Source organism: Streptomyces sp. AB3(2024) (genome assembly GCF_041862025.1).
Taxonomy (GTDB): domain Bacteria; phylum Actinomycetota; class Actinomycetes; order Streptomycetales; family Streptomycetaceae; genus Streptomyces.
In genome coordinates, this window is record NZ_JBGWAB010000004.1 from 69,019 (window position 1) to 85,873 (window position 16,855).

The following is a 16,855-nucleotide window of genomic DNA, read 5'->3' on the forward strand; positions in this document are numbered from 1 at the left end:
GCTGGTTTCGGGCTCTGGGGAGCCTCCGGGGAGAAGTGGAGCCGCTATCCGCTCCTCACGCCTGCGCCATCAAGCCCGCCCGCCGGTCGGTCGGTCGACGACTGGCCCGGTCCCGCTCCTGTCGTCGCGGAGGTCGGTCGGTCAGCTCGTCGCCCGTACCGCGTCCCTGATCAGGTCGGCGACCCGCGTGGGCTCGGAGAGGACGACGGCGTGGGAGGCGTCCGGAAGTTCGACGACGACGGCGCCGGCCCGTGCCGCGCCGAAGCGCTGGACCTCGGGGCTGATCGTGCGGTCCGCCCCGGCCACCAGGGCCCAGGACGGTTTGGTCCGCCACGCCGCCACGGAGGCGGTCTCGGTGAAGGCGGCCGTGGCGAGCGGGCGTTGGGCCGCTGCCAGGACGCCGGCGACGTCCTCGGGCACGTCCGCCGCGAACACGGAGGGAAAGGCCTTCTCCTCGATGGTGACCTCGACCCCAACGTCGCCGTCGAGGAGCGGGTAGGTCCACTCCTTCAGGCTGCTCGTCAGCGGAGACTCGGGGAAGCTCCCTTGGAGCCGGCCGAGGCTCTCGCCCTCGTGGGGCACGTAGGCGGCCACGTAGACGAGCCCCACGACGTTCTCCGCGGCGCCGGCCACGGTAATCAGCGCACCGCCGTACGAGTGGCCGACGAGTACGGCCGGGCCGTCGATCTGGGCCAGGACGGAGGCGAGGTAGGCGGCGTCCGACGTCAGGCCCCGCAGCGGGTTCGGCGGAGCGATCACCGGGATACCGCTGCTCCGCAGTTCCGAGATGACGCCTATCCAGCCTGTCGCGTCGGCGAAGGCGCCGTGCACGAGGACGACGGTGGGGTGGGGCATGCGAGTTCTCTTCTCGATATCGGGCTACCTGTGGGGCGTCGTCACGACGGTCAGGGCTCGGCCCGGAATTCGGCAAGAGGTCCGTGCGACTGTTACTCACGGTAGAGCCGTGGAAGTGGCACCTCTTGTACGTGCGCGTATCCGCGCCGTCATGACGGCGCACACGCGTCTCAGCGCCTTCGCTCGTCCCGGGCGCCGGCAGTCGTCGTCGCGCAGGCCGAGGTCGCCAGCGCCTGCCATTCGCTGGGGCTCATGCCGAAGGCCCCGCGGAACGTGCGGCTGAAGTGCGAGGGGCTGCTGAAGCCCCAGCGGTGTGCCACCGCGGCCATGGTGATCCTCCGGTTGGAGCGGCCCAGTTCGAGCCGGCAGAACTCGAGCCTGCGCTGCCGCACCCATTGGCTCACCGTGCTGCCGTCGTTCTGGAAGAGCTTCTGCAGGTAACGGACGGAGATGTGGTGGGCGCGTGCGATCGACTCCGGTGAGAGGTCCGGGTCCATCAGATGTTCTTCGATGTAGACGCGAATACGCGACAGCATCTCGTTGACGGTCCCGGACGCGTCGTCGGCCTCGTCCGTCGCGTCCGCTTCGAGGAGCTCCATGACCAGGACGGAGAGGAGATGTACGGCTGTCCGGGCACGCCGGTCCCCGATCGTGGAGTGGCGGAACCCCACCTTGGCGGCGAGCGCGGTCAGAAAGTCGGACACCAGCGCCCCGAGCCCCTCCCCGCCGCGTACGGGCACGCCGAGCACCCGGTCCAGTTCCGACTCCTTGACGCCCAGATAGCACCGGGGCACCCGGAAGAAGATCATCTGGCAGTCCTCGCCGAACCGCAGCAGATGCCGCCGGGCCGGGTCGCAGAAGAACAGGTCGTTCGGCTCCAACGGGGTCTTGGCGCGCTCGTGGTCGATGGTGACGGGCCCACGGACATGGACGCCGAGGTAGACGTGGGTCCGGTCGTTCGTCTCCGGCATCTCGGAAAGCATCTGGACCAGCCACCCCGAGGGGGAGGAGGGCGAGGTCGGATCGGGCGCTTGCCGGGGCACGCGTTGGGGCGCACGTGACATCAGTGTGAGGGTCATGGGGATTCCTGGCCGTAGGTGCGTGCGGGCGGAGGGCGGGTTCACACCCCGTTCGCCGGCTCCTCGGCCAGGAACTTCTCCACCACGGCATTGAAGGCCGGCGGGTTCTCCAGGAAGGGGAAGTGCGAGCTCGCCACGTCGGAGGCGAAGACGTGCAGGCGTGCACCGGGAATCCGCTCGGCGACGAAGCGCTGCGAATCGGGGTGGACATGGCTTCCCTCACAGCCGATCACCAGGGTCGGCACATCGATCCGGGGAAGCACGTCGCGCCAGTCCTGCGCGCAGTGGTCGAACAGCAGCGGCACGCCCGCGTAGGCGGGTGTCGACCGGATCTCCTCGCCGACGAAGGCCAGCACCTCGGGGTCGGGCTCGCCGGAGAACATGCCGCGCACGAAGTCGGCGCGGACCGCGTCGCCCTCCGGCCCCGCGAGGGCCGCACCCAGGTACAACAGCCCCGACACATCGAAGATGGCACCGGAGTCCCGTTGTTCCCGCTCGGTCATCCAGGGCACGGCGGCGACCGCCGCGGGCTGGTCGACGGCGACGAAGCGCCGGATCCGTCCGGTCCCGTACTGGTCGATGAAGCTCCACCACACCGAGACACCCATGGACCAGCCCAGTGCGTCGAAACGGTCAAGACCGAGATGGTCGACGAGTTCGAGCACATCGCGGGAGAGCCGGGCGATGCGGTAGCCGTGACGCGGCTTGCCGGACTTCCCATGGCCGCGGAGGTCGACGGTGACGACGCGACGGCCGGGCGCCAACCCCTCGATCTGGTGGCGGAACATCGCCTGCGTCTGCCCCCAGCCGTGCAGCATCACCAGCGGGACGCCCTGGCCGCCGGTGTCCTGGTACGCCAGCCGTGCGCCGTCCGTCGTGATCAGTTCCTTCATGACCTCTCCCCTGGTCAGAGGCGGTACATCAGTCCCGCCCGTCCCGAACATCATCGAGTGGGGCCCGCCGCCCGCACCACCGCGAGCTGTAGGAATCGGGCCGTGGATCCTCCTCGCTTTGTCGAAGCGAGTCCGTGGTCAGACGGCCCCGTCGCCGCCCGGGGCGAGAAGTTCCTCGATCCTGAGGCCGAGGTGCAGGGTGAGCCGCTGGGCGCCGTCGTCGAGGTCGAGTCCGGTGATCTCCTGAATCTGGCGCAGGCGGTAGTAGAGCGAGGTGCGGTGGATTCCCAGCGTGTCCGCGGTCCGCGGAATCGATCCCGCGCATTCGAGGAAGCAGCGCAGGGTGTCCCGCAGGCGGTCGCCGCCATGAGTGTCGCTCAGGGTACGGAGCGGCTTTGGAACCAAAGACGCGTTCAGGGCGTGCTCGGGGAGCTGGAGCAACACCGCGAGCTCCCCGAGCAGCTCCCAGTCGCCGACGCTCTTCAGGGTGGGCAGTCGGCGTGCCGCGCGTGCCGCCACGAGCGCCTGCTCGTACGACGTCCATGCGTCGTCCAGGCCGGGGTGCCGGCCGCCGACGCCGATCACGGGGGCAGCCGACGGATCCAGGAAGGTGCGGAGTTCGTCCAGGATGCGAGCGGACTGTGCGGTGACCTCGTCCTGGCCGGGCGGGCGGTCGCGCAGCTGGAGCAGTGTCGCCCGCTCCTTGCCGATCGCGATGAGGCCCGTGGCCGAACGCGTCTGCCTGAACCCCTCCAGCGCCCCCCACAGGGCCGCCTCGGACTGCCGCACCAGCTCCGTCGCGCAGCTCAGCTGGACGACGGTGACCAGGACGTGCTCGGCTGCTCCGAGCAGTCCGAGTTCCTTGCCCCGCCGCCGTGCGGTGCTACGGGCGGCGACGTCGGTGCCGACGAGTTCGAGGACGAGGTCCCGCTCCTCGGCCCTCCGGGTGTCGGTGGCGATGTGCTCTCCGTGCATCTGGGCGGCCATGGCGTCCGCGGCCCGGGCGATGGCACGTGTCTCGTCCTCTGGGAGCGTTTTCTCGGGCGCGACCACCAGGAGCAGTCCGAGGAGATGCCCGCGCTCGCGCAGGGGCACGACGTATCGGGGCAGCAGTCCGAGGTCGTCACGGCCATCGATGAATCCGGCTCGGGACCACTGGGTCACGCCCTGGGCGAGGACGTAGCGGATGGCCGCGTTGTCGGCACGGCCCTGCAACAGGGTGCCGATGCGGACCGGGTCCTCGTCGCCGAAGTGGCGGCTCGTGCAGACCATGCGGACCAGCGGGTCGTCGACGGCGACGGACCGGCCGAGCCGCTCCGCGAGCTCGTCGACAAGCGCCTGGAGCTCGGGGCTGCCGGGGCGGGCTCGCTGGAGCCTTACGGTCATGCGCTGTTCCTCTCTCGACCAACGGTTCCCCGCGGACTTCTCCATTCCGCGGCTGTTGATCATTCTGAGGAAACGGCGACGACGGCACATCACACGAATCGTCCATTGCGATGGTGCCCACGTGGGATACGAAGCGACTACTCTCCGCTGTCGCGATGCTTCACCAGCCGGGTCAGCTCCACGCGCGAGGTGATGTCCAGCTTGGTGAAGGCCCGGCGCAGGTGCGAACTCACCGTGTGCGGCGAGAGGGAGAGGTTCTCGGCCGCCTGTTGGTTGGTCAGCCCTCGGGCCACGAGCCGTACCACCCGTACCTCCGCGGCCGTCAGCTCGGGCCATGCACCGGAGAGTCCGGCCGTCGAGGGCCGACGGCGGACACCAACGGCCCGCAGGCGCCGGCGGACGCGTGCGACGTCCCGCTCGGCGCCCGCTCGCGCGTAGAGCGCGAGGGCCGTGTCGAAGTACGGCACCGCTTCGGACGTGCGGGTGGCCGCCAGCTTGCGTCCGGTGTCCTCCAGTGCCGATGCCCGGGCCAACGGCCGAGGGCAGTCCTCGTACAGCCGGACCGCGCGTACGAGAGGGGCGAGGTCGTTGTCGAGGAGCCCCCGGGCGTGCGCGGCGGTGGCGGTGAGGAACGTGAGGTCGGGGTTGAGCACGGCCAGTCGCTCGGCCAGGGCCACTGCCTGCGCGGCCCGTTCGTGCGCGCCGGCACGCAGCGCCAGGCGGACGAGGAACGGGGCATCGGCGGGGTCGACCAAGCCGGCGTAAGCCGGCCGGTCCGCGGCGGGCGACGTCATCACCTCGTCGAGTTCGGCCATGGCACGGTCGGGCCGGCCTTCGAAGTCGGCCATCAGTGCCAGCATCCAGGAGCCGAAGTGCCGGACGACGGGTGCGCCGTCGCTCCGCATGCGCCTCGCCTCCGCCGCGTACGTTCGTGCGGTCTGCTGGTCGTTGGTGTGGAGGGCGACGCGCATCATCACGTACCGGAGCGTGACGTCGGCGAAGTTTCCCGGGCCGAGATCGTCGGTCGTCGCGGACGCGGCTTCGGCGTCGGCCCGGGCGTCCGTCAGCCGTCCGGCCTCCAGAAGGATGCGGGACCTGGTCATGAGCCACATACGGGTGGCCGCCGTCCGGCCCTGCTCCCTGGTGATCCGGATGCCGTCCTCAGCGGCGGCGAGCGCCTCAGCTGAGCGCCCGGTGGTGTTCGACAGGAGAGCGTGCCACAAGGCCTCCGGAACCCACAGCGAGGTGCTGACGCCCAGGGCGTCGGCCAGCGCGGCGGCCCGCTCGGCCTGCCGGAACGCCTCGGTCAAGTCCATGCGGTGGAAACTCACGGCCGAGCGGACCGTCGTCAACGTGGCCTCGGCGGAGCGGTCCCGCGCTGCCGCTGCGGTCTCCCACGCCTCCGCGGCGACCTGCTCGGCCGCCGAGTGCTCGCCCGACATCGACAGGCCGACGGCGAGCATGGCGAGCAGTCGCCCCCTCACGTCCACGGGGATCCCGGGCACTGCCGCCCCGGCGCGGGCCTGCCGGACCGCCTCGGAGAAGTCGAACGGTGCGGCGAGGCGTGCCAGGGCAAGGCGTATGCGCGCCTCGTCCTCAGGTCCGAGACCGCCGGTCGCCAGGGCGGAGGCTCCCAGCTCACGCGCCTGGGCGGCCCGACCCGTCTGCCAGAGCAGCGGGATCGTCTCGGCGATGACCCTCGGCCGCTCCGGAGCGTCCGCCGCGGTGAGTTCCAGGGCCTTGAGGCTGCGTTCCGCAGCGGGTCCGGGAGCGGTGGCCGCGAGTTCCGCCGCGGCGGTGCGCAGCCGGTCGGCCTCCGCCGCGTCTCCCGGCCCCGCTCTCCCGGCCTCCGCCGCATCTGCCGGTGCTCTCCCCGTCGAAGGCCCGGGACCCTCGACGGGGGAGGCCGCGCTCCCCGGCGGCAGCTGGGCGGCTTGACCACGCAGGGCCTGACGCAGGGGCAGCGGGAGGCCGGCTTCCACCGCCTCGCGGATCAGGTCGTGGCGGAAGGCGAGGCGATCTCCGTTTTCGGTGAGCAGATCGGCGTCGAGGGATTCCCGTACCGCTGTGATGAGCGCCGCCGAGGGCCTGCCGAGCAGTTCGGCCAGCAGCGCGACGGTAACCGGGCCGCCCATGGCGGCCGCCGTCTGCACCAGCTCCCGTGCCTCGTCGGACAGCTGGTCGAGGCGGCGCACGACCGAGGGGAGTTCCCGTGGGGCGGGTGGTCCGGCCGACAGCCTGGCCGTGCCGTTCTCGATCGTCACTGCCTCCCGCAGCGAGCCGAGCAGCTCGACCAGCAGCTGCGGGACTCCTTCGGCGCGGCGGGCGACGCGGAGGACGTCCGGGTCGGGAGCGGCGCCGAGGACGTCCTCGGTGATCCGTGTGGTGGCCTGGTCGTCCAGCGCTCCCAGCGCCAGCTCGTGTGCGCCTGCCCGCCGGATCCGGTCCAGGGTCGTGCGCACTCCCGACGGCACGCTGCCGCCGCGCACGGCGACCAGCCACAGGATGGCGTACGACGAGAGTCCGGCCGCGAGGGTGTTGAAGGTGAGAAGGGTCAGGTCGTCGCACCACTGGAGGTCGTCGAGGACGACGAGCAGGGGGCCGTTTCGAGCCGTCTCCCGCAGGCGGTCCCCCAGTTCCTGGAGCAGCCAGAAGCGCTGGCCGGGCGTCGTGGCGAGGTCCCTGAGACGGACGGCGCCCGACAGCGGTTCCTCGCCGGAGAGCAGACCGTCGAGGAGCGGGCCCAGCGGCACGAACTGTTCGTCGGGGTCCGCCGCTCCCTCGAACACCCTCGTCCCGCGCCGCCTCGCGGCTGCCGCGGACTCCGCGAGGATCCTGGACCTGCCGATGCCGACGGGGCCTTCGACGCGGATGATCCCGCCTTCGCCCCGGTCGAGCGCGTCGAGCCGTGCCTCCATGAACGCCAGTTCGGCGTCCCTGCCGCGGAGGGGCGTCCGTACACCCGCGAGTTCCTCGGGCACGGTCCTTGTGGTCACTCGGTTCACGCTCATACGGCGGAACAGTATGAACCATATGAACCACCTCGCCGTCGCCCGGCCCAGGGGCCCGTCTCAGTCGAAGCGCAGGTCGGCGAGTTGCCGTTCGAGGACGGTGACGTCGTCCTCGGGCTCTTCACCGACCGGGCGCGCCGCCATGAGCGCGGCGAGCTCGACGCCCGCCCGGCGGACGCGGCCGGGAAGGCCGTCGGTGTACTCGTCTCCCCCCGAGCCCCAGTCCTCGGACGCCGCGAACACGGCGGTGGGGACGACGACGGCGCGGAGATAGGCGAAGAGCGGGCGCACGGCGTGCTCAAGGACCAGGGAGTGGCGGGCGGTACCGCCCGTCGCCGCGATCACGACCGGCTTCCCGGAGAGGGCGTCCGGATCGATCACGTCGAAGAAGGACTTGAAGAGACCGCTGTAGGAAGCCGCGAACACGGGAGTCACCACGATCAGGCCGTCGGCCGCCGTCACCGCGTCGATCGCGGCGCTCAGTCGCGGCGGCGGAAAGCCGGTCACGAGGTGGTTGGCGATGTCGCCGGCCAGTTCCCGCAGCTCCACGACCTCGGTCGACGGCGCCTGCCCCCGGGCGGCGAGTTCGTCGCGGGCCGCCTCGGCCAGCCGGTCCGCGAGCAGGCGGGTGGAGGAGGGGGTGCTCAGCCCCGCGGAGACGACGATCAGCTTCATGCGGCGGACACCTCCCGGGCGGCTCGAAGGGACGCGTGCGTGGGAGCCTCCGGCACGTCGGCCGGACGCCCCTTGGCGAATTCCCTCCGCAGCACTGGCACGACCTCTTCGCCGAGGATGTCGAGCTGTTCAAGGACGGTCTTCAGGGGCAGGCCCGCGTGGTCCATCAGGAACAGCTGGCGCTGGTAGTCGCCGACGGCTTCCCGGAACGACAGGGTCCGCTCGATGACCTGCTGGGGAGAGCCCACCGTCAGCGGGGTCTGCTCGGTGAAGTCCTCCAGCGACGGGCCGTGGCCGTACACGGGAGCGTTGTCGAAGTAGGGCCGGAACTCCCGTACGGCGTCCTGGGAGTTCTTGCGCATGAAGACCTGTCCGCCCAGGCCGACGACGGCGTCCTCCGGCCGGCCGTGGCCGTGGTGCGCGAACCGGCGCCGGTAGAGCTGCACCATGCGCCTGGTGTGGTCGGCCGGCCAGAAGATGTTGTTGTGGAAGAAGCCGTCGCCGTAGTAGGCGGCCTGCTCCGCGATCTCGGGGGACCTGATGGAGCCGTGCCAGACGAAGGGCGGGACGCCGTCCAGGGGCCGCGGTGTCGAGGTGAAGGCCTGGAGCGGCGTACGGAAGGTGCCCTCCCAGTCCACGACGTCCTCGCGCCACAGCCGGCGCAGCAGCGCGTAGTTCTCCTTGGCGAGGTTGATGCCCTGGCGGATGTCCTGTCCGAACCACGGGTAGACCGGACCGGTGTTGCCGCGCCCCAGCATGAGGTCGACCCGGCCGTCGGCCAGGTGCTGGAGCATCGCGTAGTCCTCGGCGATCTTCACCGGGTCGTTCGTGGTGATCAGCGTCGTGGAGGTGGACAGGATCAGTTTCTCGGTGCGGGCGGCGATGTAGCCGAGCATGGTGGTCGGCGACGACGGTACGAACGGCGGGTTGTGGTGCTCGCCGGTCGCGAAGACGTCCAGGCCGACTTCCTCGGCCTTGAGCGCGATGGCGACCATCGCCTTGATGCGCTCGCGTTCGGTCGGAGTGCGACCGTTGGTGGGGTCGGGGGTCACGTCCCCGACGGTGAAAATGCCGAACTGCATGGGGCGTCTGCTCTCCTGAGCTCGTCCGGTTCCCGCGCCGGGGAACCGGGGGCCGGGGTGACGCCGGGGGCTCCGGCGTCGCCCGGCGGGTCAACGGTGCGGCGTCACTTCGCCAGGAAGGCGAGGAGGGCGGTGTTGACCTCCTCGGCGTGGGTCCACAGCAGACCGTGCGGGGCGCCCTCGATCTCGACGTAGTCGGCCGACGGGAGCGCCTTGTGGAACGGGCGCGCCGTGCCCTCGGCCGGCAGGATGCGGTCGGCGGTGCCGTGCAGGATCAGGGCCGGCACGTCGACCGCGGGGATGTCGGCGCGGAAGTCGGTGTACCAGGTCGCCGGCGCGGCGGACGCGGCGAAGGAGCCGCCCCGGGCCGCGGTGTTCCAGCTGTTGCGGACGGCCTCCTCGCTGATGCGGGTGCCCAGGTTCTCGTCGAGGTTGTAGAAGTCGTTGAAGAAGGCCGTGTAGTAGGCGTAGCGGTCGGCCTTGACGGCGGCGACGACGCCGTCGAAGAACTCCTTCGGGGCGACGCCGTCCGGGTTGTCGTCGCTCTGGAGCAGGCAGGGCTCGAGCGAGGCCAGGAAGGCGACCTTGGCGACCCGGCCGGAGCCGTACGTGGACACGTAGCGGGCGACCTCGCCGGTGCCCATGGAGAAGCCGACCAGGACGGCGTCGTTCAGGTCGAGGGTCTCCATCACGGTGTTCAGGTCGGCCGCGAAGGTGTCGTAGTCGTAGCCGGTGGTCGGCTGCGAGGACTGCCCGAATCCGCGGCGGTCGTACGTAATCACGCGGTAGCCGGCGTCGAGCAGCGCGGCGCTCTGGCGTTCCCAGGAACGGCCGTCGAGCGGGAAGCCGTGGATGAGGACGACGGGCTGCCCGCCACCCTGGTCCTCGAAGTACAGCTCGATGGGGTTGGTGTTCTCCTGGCCCACGGTGATGTACGGCATGGGGATGCTTCCTCGATTCGGGTCGGCTGGTCCGCGCGTCGAAGCGGCGCGGTGTGCCCGTCACGCTAGGACCGGTCCCGCACCTCCTGTTGCCGTACCGCGCACCACACCTTGCACGGGGGCGCAGAGGTCACTCAGCCGCCGGTGGCGGTTGCGGTGTCGCCCTCCGCAAGCGCGATCCGGGCCAGGTGGACCCGTGAGCGCACCGAGAGCTTGCGGAAGATCGACGCCAGATGGGTGTTGACCGTGTGCGGGGAGACGACGAGGGCCTCCGCGGCGGACCGGTTGGTGTGGCCCGCGGCGATCAGCCGGGCCACCTTGCGTTCCGAGGCCGTGAGCGCGTCCCAGCCCTGGGCGGGGCGCGGCCGGAGGCTTCCGGTGCGCCGGCCGGAGCGGCTTGTGGCCCGTTCCAGATCGGCCCGGACCCGGTCGGCCTCGGCATCGGCCCCCGCCTGGGCGTAGATGTCGTGGGCCCTGGTCAGGGCGAGTGTCGCGGCGGGGTCGCCTGCTGTGAGGAGCGCGCGCCCGAGGTCGGCGGATGCGGCGGCGAGGGGCAGCGGCCGGGGGCCGGTGAGGAGGATGCGCACCGACCGCTCCAGGAGTCCGTGGTCGGCGTTCGCCAGGCCGGCCGCGTGGGCGGCCGTCCCCTGTACGGTCGGCACGGAAGGGTTGCGGGTGGCGTGCTCTGCCACCTGGGCCTCGAGGTCCTCGGCCAGGTTCCGGTCCCCGCCGCGCAGGGCGATCCGCACGGCCTGGACGACATGGGGGCGCAGGAGCCGCCATCGGAGGAAGGGATGGTCACGCTGCGCGGATCGGACCAGTTCGGCCGCTGCCGCGTGGTCGCCGTCGGCGTCGGTGACGACGGCCTCGAAGTACTGGTGCGCGGCGTGGTTGCCCGTGTTCGGCCGCTCGGCCACGGCCGCCCGCACGACGTCCAGGTGTTCCCGTGCGGCATCGCGGTCGCCGCGCAGCATCGCGAGGAGGCCCCGGTTGACGCGGATGTTGACCAGGTTGCCGGGCACGTGGAGGTCCGCTTCGAGCCGCTCGGCGGTGACGAGGTCGGCGTCCGCGTCGTCGAGCCGGCCGAGCCCCATGTTCAGGGTTCCCTGGGCCCAGATCAGCATGGCGGGGCGCAGGGGAGCGTCGCCGGCCGTCCGGAGCAGTCGCCGTACGGTGTCGAAGTCGTCCATGTGGATCCGGGCGACGGCCTCCTCGGGCAGGAAGGCCGTGTCGAACACGCTCAGTGCCGTGTGGTGTTCGACGGCGGCGGCGCAGTCGCCCGCGTTGAGGGCGATCTCACCGAGGCACCACAACGCGAGGACACGGGCCTCCCGGTCACCGGACCGCTCCGCCTCGGCGAGCGCCCGTTCGCCGGTCTCGCGAGCGGCCCCGAGGTCGCGCCCGCGGGACCGGGCGAGGGCCTGCCGGGCGGTGAGCCGGGCGCGGATCGTCGGGTCGGTGACGGCTGCCAGTGCTGCCGTCGAGCGGCGGGTCAGCTGGTGGACGTCGTCGAGGTGCCACAGCGCGTCGCCGAGTACGGACTGCAGACGGGCGAAGACGTCCAGGGGCGGCTGCCGGGCGAGCAGCGTGTCGCCGGTGTCCCGTGCCTGGGTGTACCGGCCCGCGCGGGTCAGCGCGACGATGGCCCGTTCTCCCACGTCGAACGCCATGGGCGCATGGGGCGGTACGAGTTCCAGGGCGCGTACGGCCAGGTCGGCGGCGAGGTCGGGCATCACGGCGATCACGGCCGTGGCGGCCGTGCCGAGCAGCCCGATCGCCTCCTGGTCGCCGGATTCGGCGCTCTTCAGCAGATGCGGGACCGCGTCGGTGGAGCTCCGGCCCGCCGCGACGAGCCGGCTCGCGGCCTCACGGTGGAGCGCCCGGCGTACGGAGGGGGCGAGATCGGCGTACACCGCCTGCCGGAGCAGGTCGTGGCGGAACAGGAGACGTTCGCCGTCGTCGTGGAGGAGGGCGGCGGCTCTCGCCTCGTCCACTTCGGCGCTGAGTCCGGAGGCGGGCCGGCCGCACAGGGCGGCGGCGTCCGCGAGCGAGAACGCGCGGCCGAGGACCGAGCCGATCCGCAGGAAGTGGAGGGTGTCCGGCCGGAGGTCGGCCAGCCGGTCGCGTACACCGAGGACCAGCCGCTCCGGCGGCTCCGGCGCCTCCGCGCCCGACGCCGCGATGCCCGTGAGCATCTCGGCGGCGAGGAAGGGGTTGCCTCCCGCCCCGTCGAGAAGTTCCGCGACCTGCGTCGGGACGTCCCCGCCGAGGACGTCCCGTGCCAGCTCGGCCAGGGCCGTGTCGGACAGCGGCCGGAGGGGGAGGGTCGTCGTCCGCGGCCCCTGCCCGTACGGTTCCGGGTCGTTCCTGCCCGTGAGCAGCCAGAGGACCGGGGAGCTGAGCAGCCGTGCCGGCATGACGCTCAGGGCGAACCGGCTCAGCGGGTCGGCCCATTGGACGTCGTCGACCGCGATCAGCACGGGTGTGCCCGCCGAGCGTTCCTCGATCAGCTGGGCCAGTCGTTCGACGAGCCAGATGCGCTGGTCGTGATGGCCCGCGAGGTCTGCGAAGTCCGTGCTGGACAGCAGTGGCGGGTCACCGTGCAGGAGGCCGGAGGCCAGTGAGGCGAGCGGTGCCAGCGCGTGCAGTTCCTCGGCGCGTCCATGGCTGACGACGAACCCGTGGGCCCGCGCGATCGAGACGGTCTCCTGCATCAGTACGGTCTTTCCGATCCCGGGCTCGCCCAGGAGCAGCGCGATCGCTCCTCCCTCGCCGTCGCGCACCGCCTCGACCAGGGCGCGCAGCCGCTCCAGCTCGGCTTCGCGGCCCCGCAGCCCGGGCCGGCTCAGCCCCGCGCTCCCGGGCACCGCCCGGCCTTCTCCCCCGGGCCGGTCGGGGCTCATCCCTTGACCGATCCGGCGAGCAGTCCGCGCGCGAAGTGCCGCCGGAGGGAGAAGAAGACGAGCAGCGGGACGAACGCCGCCACGAAGGCTCCTGCGGTGAGCCGCTGCCACTCGTTGCCGTACGTCCCGGCCAGGCTCGCCAGTCTGACCGTCATCGGCGCGGTCTCGGCCGTCCCGCCCGACAGCGTCAGTGCCACGAGGAGGTCGTTCCACACCCAGATGAACTGGATGATGGCGAAGGAGACCAGGGCCGGGCGGGCCAGGGGCAGCACGATCCGGAGCAGCAGCGTCCCGTGCGACGCGCCGTCGACGCGGGCGGCCTCGATCAGGTCCCGGGGCAGCCCCGCCAGGAAGTTGTGCAGGAGGAACACCGCGAACGGCAGCGCGAAGACCGTGTGGGCGAACCAGACCTGGCCGAAACGCGCGGGACCGGTGAGGTGCCACGCGGGCAGGAACAGCCAGCCCTGGGAGAACAGCTTCAGGAGGGGGACGAGCGCCATCTGGAGCGGCACGACCTGGAGCGCGAAGATGCCGACGACGAGCGCGTCCCGTCCCCTGAAGTCGATCCACGCCAGGGCGTACGCCGCGAAGAGCGCCAGCACGAGCGGGAACAGCACCGAGGGAAGGGTGATGACGACGGAGTTGACGAAGTACTCCGCGAGCCGCCCCGACCCGTTCCCGCCGCCGGACAGCACCTCGCCGTAGTTGTCGAGCGTGAGGTGCGGCGTACCGAACACGGTCCACCAGCCCGTCGTCTTGATCTCCTCCTCGGGACGGAACGAGGAGAGCAGCAGGCCGAGGGTCGGTGTCGTCCAGAGGACCGCGATCACCACGGCGATCGACGTGAAGGCGCGGGAGGCCAGACGCTCCCGGACGCCGTTCACGCTGTCCTCCGCTGTGCCCGGACCTGGTGGGCGACGAAGGGGGTGACGAGGACGAAGAGGAGCACGGCGAGCGCCGCACCGCGGCCCGTCTCGCCGTAGCGGAAGGCCTGGTCGTACATCTCGTGGGCGATGACGCCCGTGTCGAACTGTCCGCCGGTCATGGTCTTGACCACGTCGAAGGCCTTGAAGGTGCCGATCGCCTGGGCGAGGACCACGACGAGCAGCGTGGGCCTGATCGACGGCACGGTGATGCGCCAGAAGATCTGCCGGGGGGACGCGCCGTCGAGTCGGGCCGCCTCGGTCAGCTCGCCGGGAACGGCTCTGATCGCGCCGACCAGCAGGGCGGCTGCGAAGCCCGCCTGCGTCCACACCATCACCACGATGAGGAACAGGACGTTCCAGGGAGAGTCCACGAGCCATTGCCTCGGTTCGCCGCCGAACGCGACGACGAGCTGGTTCAGCAGCCCGATCTGCCCGGCCTCCGCGGGACGGTAGGCGTAGACGAACTTCCAGACGACACCCGCGCCGACGGAGGAGATCACCATCGGCATCAGGACGAGGGACAGCGCGAACGCCCTGAACCGCGACCGTACGACGGCCGCCGCGTAGAGCAGACCGACCGAGGCTGACAGCAACGGCACGAGCACCACCCACGCCAGGGTGTTGCGCAGCGCCACCAGCGCCCGGGGGTCGGTGACCATCCACACGTAGTTGTCGAAGCCGGCCCGCGCGTCTCCCCCGTTCTCCGTGAACGACAGCGCCAGGGTGCGCAGACCGGGCAGGAGGAGACCCACCGTGAGCAGCAGCAGAGCGGGGGCCAGCAGGATCAGGGCCGCGGCCCTTCTCCGTACCGGCCCCCGGTGCAGCGCCAGCAGGATCAGGGAGACCACCGCCGCGAAGGCGGCGACGCCCTGGAGCAGGTACAGCAGCTTGGGCTGCTGGGCGACGGCGTCGAACGACATCAGTGGCTCGGCCAGGACCGTTCGATGGCGTCGGCGACCTGCCGGGTGCTCGCGCCGCCGATCCAGTCGACGGATCCCTTCCAGAACGTCCCGGCACCGACCGAAGCGGGCATCAGGTCCGAACCGTCGAACCTGAACTGTGTCCTGGGGTCCTGGAGCAGCTGGATCGAGAGCCTGTCGACCGGGGTCGCGGCGTTCGCCGGATCCACGCCCCTGTTCGCCGAGACGAACGGGCCCTTCTTCATACGCGCGTTCGCGAAGTCCGCGGAGGCCAGATACTCCTGGAACGCCCGCACTTCGGGACGGTCGGCGAACGCCGCGGTGAACACGCCACCGCCCAGTACGGGGCGGGTGGCCGGGTCGGCCCCCGGCAGGAGGAAGGCGTAGACGTCCTTGTCCGGTCCGATCTCGGTGCCCTTCGGCCACATGCCGGCATAGAACGAGGCCTGGCGGTGCATCGCACAGCCGCCGGAGAGGATCGGTGTGCCGGCCTCCTGGAAGGAGATCGACGCCATCGAACGGGCCGGACCGAAACCGCCGTTGGCGTACCGGTCGTTCTTGAGGATGGACCCCACGGTGTCCATGGCCTTGATCACCCGCGGGTCGTTGAACGGGATCGTGTGGGTGACCCACTGGCCGTAGACGTCCGTGCCCTGCTGACGCAGCAGGACGTCCTCGATCCAGTCCGTCACGGGCCAGCCGGTCGCCTCGGCGGACTCGATGCCCGCGCACCACGGCTTGACACCCGACGCCGCGACCTTCTCCGTCACGGCCATCAGCTCGGACCACGTGCGGGGAACGCTCAGTCCCCTGTCGCGGAAGAACTTCGGCGAGTACCAGACGAACGACTTCACGTTCGCGACCAGCGGTGTGCCGTAGAGGGTGCCGTCCACGGTCGCGTAGCTGTTCCAGTCGGCCGACCAGCCCTGCTTCGCGAGGGCCACGACCCCGGCGCTCGCGGGCTTGAGCTTCCCCGCCCGCGCAAAGCGTTCCAGGAGCCCGGGCTGAGGGAAGAACGCCACATCCGGGGCACTCCCGCCGTCGACGCGGAGCTGAATCTGGGCCTCGAACTCCCCGTCCCCCTCGTACTGGACGTCGATTCCCGTGCAGTCCGCGAAGTCCGCCCAGGTCTCTTCGAACAGGTCGGCCTCGCGGTCCCGGTTCTCCGCGTAGACGGTGACCTTGGTGCCGGGGTGCTTGCCGTACCTGGCGTACGGCCCACAGTTCACCGCGGCGTGCGACTGCGAACCACTGTCCTGAAGAACACCGCAGGCGGTGGCAAGGGCGGCGAGGGCGATGACGGCGAGCGCGAGCCTCGCGCCGAACCTCATGGGTGTAGCTCCTCCGATCGCCCGCCGAAGGGTCTTCGGGGGCGATCAGAAGCTACCAGCGCTCGAACATCATCGACTAATCGTTCGATCCTGAACGATCGGGTCAGCGGGCGGTGGACCGGGCCGCGTCCTGGATCAGCTCGGCCACGGCCTTGGGCTGAGCGAGCATGACCAGATGGGAGGAGTCGACCTCGACGGTGGTCATGCCGGCGCGCTCGTACCCGTAGCGCTCCACATCGGGGTTGATCGTGCGGTCGGAGGAGGCGACCAGACCCCACGAGGGCTTGGTCTTCCACGCCGCGACAGGCGCCGCCTCCGAGAAGGCACGTGCGGCCAGGGGGCGCTGGGAGACGGCGAGCACCGCGGCGAGGTCGGGGTCGACGTCCGCCGCGAAGAGGGCGGGGAACTTCTCGATCTCCACCGAGACGTCGGTGCCGGTCTCGGTGGAGCCGGCCACCGGGAACGGGGTGTAGACGAGCGCGTCGGCGAGACCGGAGTCGGGGAAGCGGCCCTGCAGCTCGCCCAGGCTCTCGCCCTCCTCCAGCGCGTATCCCGCGAGGTACACCAGTGCGCGGACGTTGTCCTCCGTGCCGGCGAGGGTGATGACGGCACCGCCGTACGAGTGCCCGACCAGGATCACGGGGCCTTCGACGGCGCGGATCACCGAGGCGATGTACGCGGCGTCGTCGACGAGGCTGCGGTTGGGCACCGCCGGGGCCACCACGTCCATGCCGGCGGCGGTCAGCTCGGGGATGACGCCGGCGAAGCTGGAGGCGTCGGCGAAGGCGCCGTGGACCAGGACGACGGTGGGGCGGGCGTGTCGGGACATGAGGGAACTCCTCGGTGCGTGAGG

At 71.3% G+C, this 16,855-nt stretch carries 13 protein-coding genes; all 13 read right to left on the bottom strand.

Annotated features, from left to right (window positions below):
- Window positions 1–141 precede the first annotated feature (141 nt).
- The 13 genes from ACEPPI_RS02815 to ACEPPI_RS02875 all read right to left on the bottom strand — a co-directional run bounded on the left by ACEPPI_RS02815 (window position 142) and on the right by ACEPPI_RS02875 (window position 16,831).
- Window positions 142–855 (bottom strand): alpha/beta fold hydrolase, encoded by a 714-nt coding sequence (locus tag ACEPPI_RS02815; RefSeq protein ID WP_373913646.1) that lies wholly within the window; start codon window positions 853–855, stop codon window positions 142–144.
- Between the two features lie 170 nt (window positions 856–1,025).
- Window positions 1,026–1,826 carry a helix-turn-helix domain-containing protein gene (locus tag ACEPPI_RS02820; protein ID WP_373913647.1) on the bottom strand — a complete coding sequence of 267 codons (801 nt, stop codon included), beginning with the start codon at window positions 1,824–1,826 and terminating at the stop codon, window positions 1,026–1,028.
- Between the two features lie 149 nt (window positions 1,827–1,975).
- Complete coding sequence (locus ACEPPI_RS02825; protein ID WP_373913648.1) at window positions 1,976–2,827, bottom strand: alpha/beta fold hydrolase; 852 nt, start codon at window positions 2,825–2,827, stop codon at window positions 1,976–1,978.
- A 138-nt stretch (window positions 2,828–2,965) separates the two neighbouring features.
- The gene (locus tag ACEPPI_RS02830) at window positions 2,966–4,213 is read right to left on the bottom strand and encodes a PucR family transcriptional regulator (RefSeq protein ID WP_373913649.1); all 1,248 of its coding nucleotides are present in this window, start codon (window positions 4,211–4,213) and stop codon (window positions 2,966–2,968) included.
- A 137-nt stretch (window positions 4,214–4,350) separates the two neighbouring features.
- The gene (locus tag ACEPPI_RS02835; protein WP_373913650.1) at window positions 4,351–7,224 is read right to left on the bottom strand and encodes an AAA family ATPase; all 2,874 of its coding nucleotides are present in this window, start codon (window positions 7,222–7,224) and stop codon (window positions 4,351–4,353) included.
- Between the two features lie 60 nt (window positions 7,225–7,284).
- Window positions 7,285–7,899, bottom strand: a complete 615-nt coding sequence (locus ACEPPI_RS02840; protein WP_373913651.1) for an FMN reductase — start codon at window positions 7,897–7,899, stop codon at window positions 7,285–7,287.
- Entirely contained in the window at window positions 7,896–8,981 is a 1,086-nt protein-coding gene (locus tag ACEPPI_RS02845; protein WP_373913652.1) for an LLM class flavin-dependent oxidoreductase, read from the bottom strand. Before ACEPPI_RS02845 ends, ACEPPI_RS02840 begins: the two co-directional genes overlap by 4 nt.
- Before the next feature lie 104 nt (window positions 8,982–9,085).
- The gene (locus ACEPPI_RS02850) at window positions 9,086–9,922 is read right to left on the bottom strand and encodes an alpha/beta fold hydrolase (protein ID WP_373913653.1); all 837 of its coding nucleotides are present in this window, start codon (window positions 9,920–9,922) and stop codon (window positions 9,086–9,088) included.
- A gap of 134 nt (window positions 9,923–10,056) precedes the next feature.
- A complete protein-coding gene (locus ACEPPI_RS02855; protein WP_373913654.1) occupies window positions 10,057–12,825 on the bottom strand; it encodes an AAA family ATPase in 2,769 nt (922 codons plus the stop codon).
- Window positions 12,822–13,709, bottom strand: coding sequence for a carbohydrate ABC transporter permease (locus ACEPPI_RS02860; protein WP_373913655.1), 888 nt, complete (start codon window positions 13,707–13,709; stop codon window positions 12,822–12,824). Before ACEPPI_RS02860 ends, ACEPPI_RS02855 begins: the two co-directional genes overlap by 4 nt.
- Complete coding sequence (locus ACEPPI_RS02865) at window positions 13,706–14,671, bottom strand: carbohydrate ABC transporter permease (RefSeq protein WP_373913656.1); 966 nt, start codon at window positions 14,669–14,671, stop codon at window positions 13,706–13,708. Before ACEPPI_RS02865 ends, ACEPPI_RS02860 begins: the two co-directional genes overlap by 4 nt.
- A complete protein-coding gene (locus ACEPPI_RS02870) occupies window positions 14,671–16,002 on the bottom strand; it encodes an ABC transporter substrate-binding protein (protein WP_373913657.1) in 1,332 nt (443 codons plus the stop codon). Before ACEPPI_RS02870 ends, ACEPPI_RS02865 begins: the two co-directional genes overlap by 1 nt.
- A gap of 103 nt (window positions 16,003–16,105) precedes the next feature.
- Window positions 16,106–16,831 (bottom strand): alpha/beta fold hydrolase, encoded by a 726-nt coding sequence (locus tag ACEPPI_RS02875; RefSeq protein ID WP_373913658.1) that lies wholly within the window; start codon window positions 16,829–16,831, stop codon window positions 16,106–16,108.
- Window positions 16,832–16,855 lie beyond the last annotated feature (24 nt).

Coding starts and splice junctions, on each gene's coding strand:
- ACEPPI_RS02840 (WP_373913651.1), bottom strand. CDS start 7,899: ATGAAGCTGATCGTCGTCTCCGCGGGGCTGAGCACCCCCTCCTCCACC.
- ACEPPI_RS02865 (WP_373913656.1), bottom strand. CDS start 14,671: ATGTCGTTCGACGCCGTCGCCCAGCAGCCCAAGCTGCTGTACCTGCTC.
- ACEPPI_RS02850 (WP_373913653.1), bottom strand. CDS start 9,922: ATGCCGTACATCACCGTGGGCCAGGAGAACACCAACCCCATCGAGCTG.
- ACEPPI_RS02830 (WP_373913649.1), bottom strand. CDS start 4,213: ATGACCGTAAGGCTCCAGCGAGCCCGCCCCGGCAGCCCCGAGCTCCAG.
- ACEPPI_RS02835 (WP_373913650.1), bottom strand. CDS start 7,224: ATGAGCGTGAACCGAGTGACCACAAGGACCGTGCCCGAGGAACTCGCG.
- ACEPPI_RS02825 (WP_373913648.1), bottom strand. CDS start 2,827: ATGAAGGAACTGATCACGACGGACGGCGCACGGCTGGCGTACCAGGAC.
- ACEPPI_RS02875 (WP_373913658.1), bottom strand. CDS start 16,831: ATGTCCCGACACGCCCGCCCCACCGTCGTCCTGGTCCACGGCGCCTTC.
- ACEPPI_RS02845 (WP_373913652.1), bottom strand. CDS start 8,981: ATGCAGTTCGGCATTTTCACCGTCGGGGACGTGACCCCCGACCCCACC.
- ACEPPI_RS02820 (WP_373913647.1), bottom strand. CDS start 1,826: ATGCCGGAGACGAACGACCGGACCCACGTCTACCTCGGCGTCCATGTC.
- ACEPPI_RS02870 (WP_373913657.1), bottom strand. CDS start 16,002: ATGAGGTTCGGCGCGAGGCTCGCGCTCGCCGTCATCGCCCTCGCCGCC.
- ACEPPI_RS02855 (WP_373913654.1), bottom strand. CDS start 12,825: ATGAGCCCCGACCGGCCCGGGGGAGAAGGCCGGGCGGTGCCCGGGAGC.
- ACEPPI_RS02815 (WP_373913646.1), bottom strand. CDS start 855: ATGCCCCACCCCACCGTCGTCCTCGTGCACGGCGCCTTCGCCGACGCG.